4 protein-coding genes are annotated in these 3,430 nt (G+C 37.5%); 2 read left to right on the top strand and 2 right to left on the bottom strand.

The features are described from left to right. Positions 1 to 861, top strand: an 861-nt coding sequence (locus B3600_RS11635; RefSeq protein WP_286753090.1) for a pseudouridine synthase, incomplete at its 5' end; no start/stop codon positions are given. A 94-nt stretch (positions 862 to 955) separates the two neighbouring features. Next, positions 956 to 1,423: a nucleoside triphosphate pyrophosphohydrolase family protein gene (locus tag B3600_RS11630; RefSeq protein WP_046671593.1), complete on the top strand. Its 468-nt coding sequence runs from the start codon at positions 956 to 958 to the stop codon at positions 1,421 to 1,423. Between the two features lie 148 nt (positions 1,424 to 1,571). Here B3600_RS11630 and B3600_RS11625 read toward each other — a convergent pair whose 3' ends face one another. Then, a complete protein-coding gene (locus B3600_RS11625) occupies positions 1,572 to 2,513 on the bottom strand; it encodes a TIGR01212 family radical SAM protein (protein WP_286753089.1) in 942 nt (313 codons plus the stop codon). Between the two features lie 16 nt (positions 2,514 to 2,529). Continuing rightward, complete coding sequence (locus B3600_RS11620; RefSeq protein ID WP_286753088.1) at positions 2,530 to 3,279, bottom strand: hypothetical protein; 750 nt, start codon at positions 3,277 to 3,279, stop codon at positions 2,530 to 2,532. Positions 3,280 to 3,430 lie beyond the last annotated feature (151 nt).

Genomic DNA, 3,430 nt, shown 5'->3' with positions numbered 1-3,430 from the left:
AAACGTTCAGACAGAAATGACTCTTCAAGACCTTCTAACAGAAAGTTTGATGGCGATAAAAGTAGAAATTTTGACGACAACAAAAACTTTGGTGATAAACAATATATTAAACGTCCAAAGAAAAAAGCAGAGGATGCAGAAGATGACGGCTTAGTTCGTTTAAATCGTTACATCGCCAATGCTGGTATCTGTTCAAGACGTAAAGCGGATGAGCTTATCACTGCTGGTGTTATTTGGGTAAATGGAGAACCTGTTACGGAATTGGGTACCAAGGTGGATCCTGCAACAGATGAAATCCGTTACAACAACGAACGTCTAAAACGTGAAAAAAATGTTTATGTTTTGTTGAACAAACCAAAAGATTATATCACGACTACAGATGATCCGCAGGAGCGTCATACCGTAATGGAACTTGTTTCCAAAGCGACAAAAGAAAGAATCTATCCTGTTGGTCGTCTTGACAGAAACACAACAGGACTACTTTTGATGACAAATGATGGTAGTCTTGCTGAAAAACTTTCACACCCGCGCAACAGCATCAGCAAAATCTATAATGTCGAGTTAAACAAAAGCCTTACACAAGGCGATTTTAACAAAATCAGCTTTGGTATCGAATTAGAGGACGGTGTAATTAAACCAGATGACTTGAGCTATGTTCAAGGCGGATCGAAACGTGAAGTCGGTATCCAAATCCACTCGGGAAAAAATCGTATCGTACGTCGTATTTTTGAGTCACTGGGATATGAAGTCGTTAAATTGGATCGTGTGGTTTATGCAAACTTAACGAAAAAAGACCTTCCACGTGGCCGTTGGAGATATTTAGAAGAGCGTGAAATCGTGCAGTTAAAGCACCTGATTTAATCGCTTAAGCAGATAAATAAAAATAAAGGACGGTCATTCAGTTAACCGTCCTTTATTTTTTATATTTGCTCTTTCAAATAATAAAACAAAGAATATGACTGATCCGAAAACACTTTCATCCGTTGCGGAATTCCATAAAACATTCCAACATCCAATCCTAGACACGCCTACTATTCCATCTGAACAAAGATGTGCCTTACGGGTATCGTTGATCGCTGAGGAATTAAAAGAATTAGAAGAGGCCATCCAGGATAAAGATTTGGTCGAGATTGCAGATGCGCTATGTGACATTCAATATGTACTTGCTGGAGCGGTATTAGAATTTGGTTTAAAAGATAAATTCTCTGCTCTTTTTGATGAAGTTCAACGTTCCAATATGAGCAAAGCATGTAAAGACGAAGCAGAAGCCATCGCTACACAGGAGCACTATAAATTAAAAGGTGTAGAATCCTATTATAAAGAAGTTGATGGCAAATTTCTGGTATTCAGAACAGCTGACAATAAAACGTTAAAATCCATCAATTACTCTCCAGCCGATCTAAAAACAATTGTTGAGGGCTAAATAAAGATGGTAATCGTACCCTTTTTTTGTAGGTAAACAGCAAAGGCTTCATTAGAGAAGCCTTTGCTGTTTTTATAGCGCTGAATATATTCATTAAACGCGATAGCATACAATGATCTATCAAAAGAGTATAAAATATTAGGAACGGCTAAAAAAGACTCCCCTGCACGATCTGACGTGCTTCCAATCCCTTATCGATGTATGTTTGAATACCTGATTTCGGTAAGCCCCAATTCGGAGCAATTAACAATTCTTTATCTGCAATCCCGAAAATACGTTGAATGATCAGATCAGGACGCAATCGAGGAATAAACTTTGCTAAGAATTCCGTATAACCTTCTATCGAGAAAAGTTCAAAAGGCTCACGTTTGAACTTAACGCCCATAATAGATCCCTCTACAATATGTAAGTGATGCAACTTCACAAATTTAATTTGTGGAAAGCGGTTGATTTCATCTGCATATTTCAACATCATTTCTTCAGATTCCCACGGGAAGCCAAAGATGGTATGCACACAAAGCTCCAACGGAGTATCTTTCAGCATATTCATGGCCTGAACAAATTCGTCGTGAGAACAGCCTCTATTGATCTGCTCCAATGTATCATTGTAGATAGATTCCATACCCATCTCCAAATCTACATCGTAACGATCTGTGTAAGACTCCAACAATGCAATCTTTTCAAAATCCAAACAATCAGGACGTGTACCCACAGAAAGACCCAAAGTATTTTCAGGATCAATACTTAAAGCCTCATCATACATCATCTTCAGTAGATGAGTCGGCGCATATGTATTTGTATTTGGCTGGAAATAAATAATAAACTTCTCAGCGCCATAGCTATTACGTGCTCTTTCAATACCCGATTCCACCTGCTCGCGTATAGAAGGAATTTTCCGGGCAGTATCCGGTGTAAAAGAATCTACATTACAGTACGTACAACCACCATAGCCCTTACTACCATCACGATTGGGGCAGGTAAAATTACCATCCACAATCACTTTAAACACTTTCTGTCCGTTATACTTTTGCTTTAAATAAGCCCCGTAATGATTATACGGTTTAATTCCGTTGTCCAATAATGTACCCATTGCGCTGCAAAGTTACTCAATAAAAATCATATGTGACCATTACTTTCTCAGGATCAAATGTTAAACTGATACGGCCATCACGAAAATCTTCCCAAGATAATTTATACAAACTATCCTTAACTGCATTCTCCAAATCAAAATAACTGCTTTTAACAGCTAAACCGGGAGAATTATCATAATAAGTAGGTAAACCGTAATAGAATACGAAAAATTGTTCAAATTCTTTAAATGACAAATAGCCATAAAACCTATTCCTATTTCTTGAAACCAATATTTCAATTCTTTTTAGCCTGCCATTTGTATAAAAATAATCAAGTGTTTGATAATACAGTGCATTCAACCATTTGCCGCCAATAAATTGGATATGACCTGGATCGATGACAACCATTGTATCCTTACTCCGCGTATATGTCCCCAATTCCCCAATAGAGGACCTTTCCCCAAGATGAATGATATATTCACGCGCTATATTGGTCGATCTACCATCTTTATTTGCCGGTATCCACTTTGATATGGACGAAAATTTTTGATTCATTTCTTCAGTCTTATCTACATGACCAAAATTGCTAGAAACAACTCTGATAGTGCTATCCTTATAAACCTCGAATCCAACATGAGCCTCATCATTAAGCATATCCATATCACGTTTCCATTTTTCATTTAACTGCCTATAAAAATCGATAATACCTATCTTCGGGGTTGGAAGGTAGTTTTGATAAGAAACAAAAATGTAATCCTGTCTATCTTGGCAAATACCTGATCTCACATTCAACAAGAGAAGACAGACGATGATCAAACAAATTCTCATACGGCCAGTAAGTAATATTTACAGCAATATACAAAAAACCTAGATATGGGAGTTCTAGAACAGGCGAGATACTTCACAAGGAAAGTCCCTAAACGCAAGAAGCCCTTGA

Source organism: Sphingobacterium sp. UBA2480, assembly GCF_002341965.1.
GTDB classification, from domain to species: Bacteria; Bacteroidota; Bacteroidia; order Sphingobacteriales; family Sphingobacteriaceae; genus Sphingobacterium; species Sphingobacterium multivorum.
The sequence above is the reverse complement of the archived record's forward strand: the minus strand, read 5'-3'. Positions and strand labels throughout refer to the sequence as shown.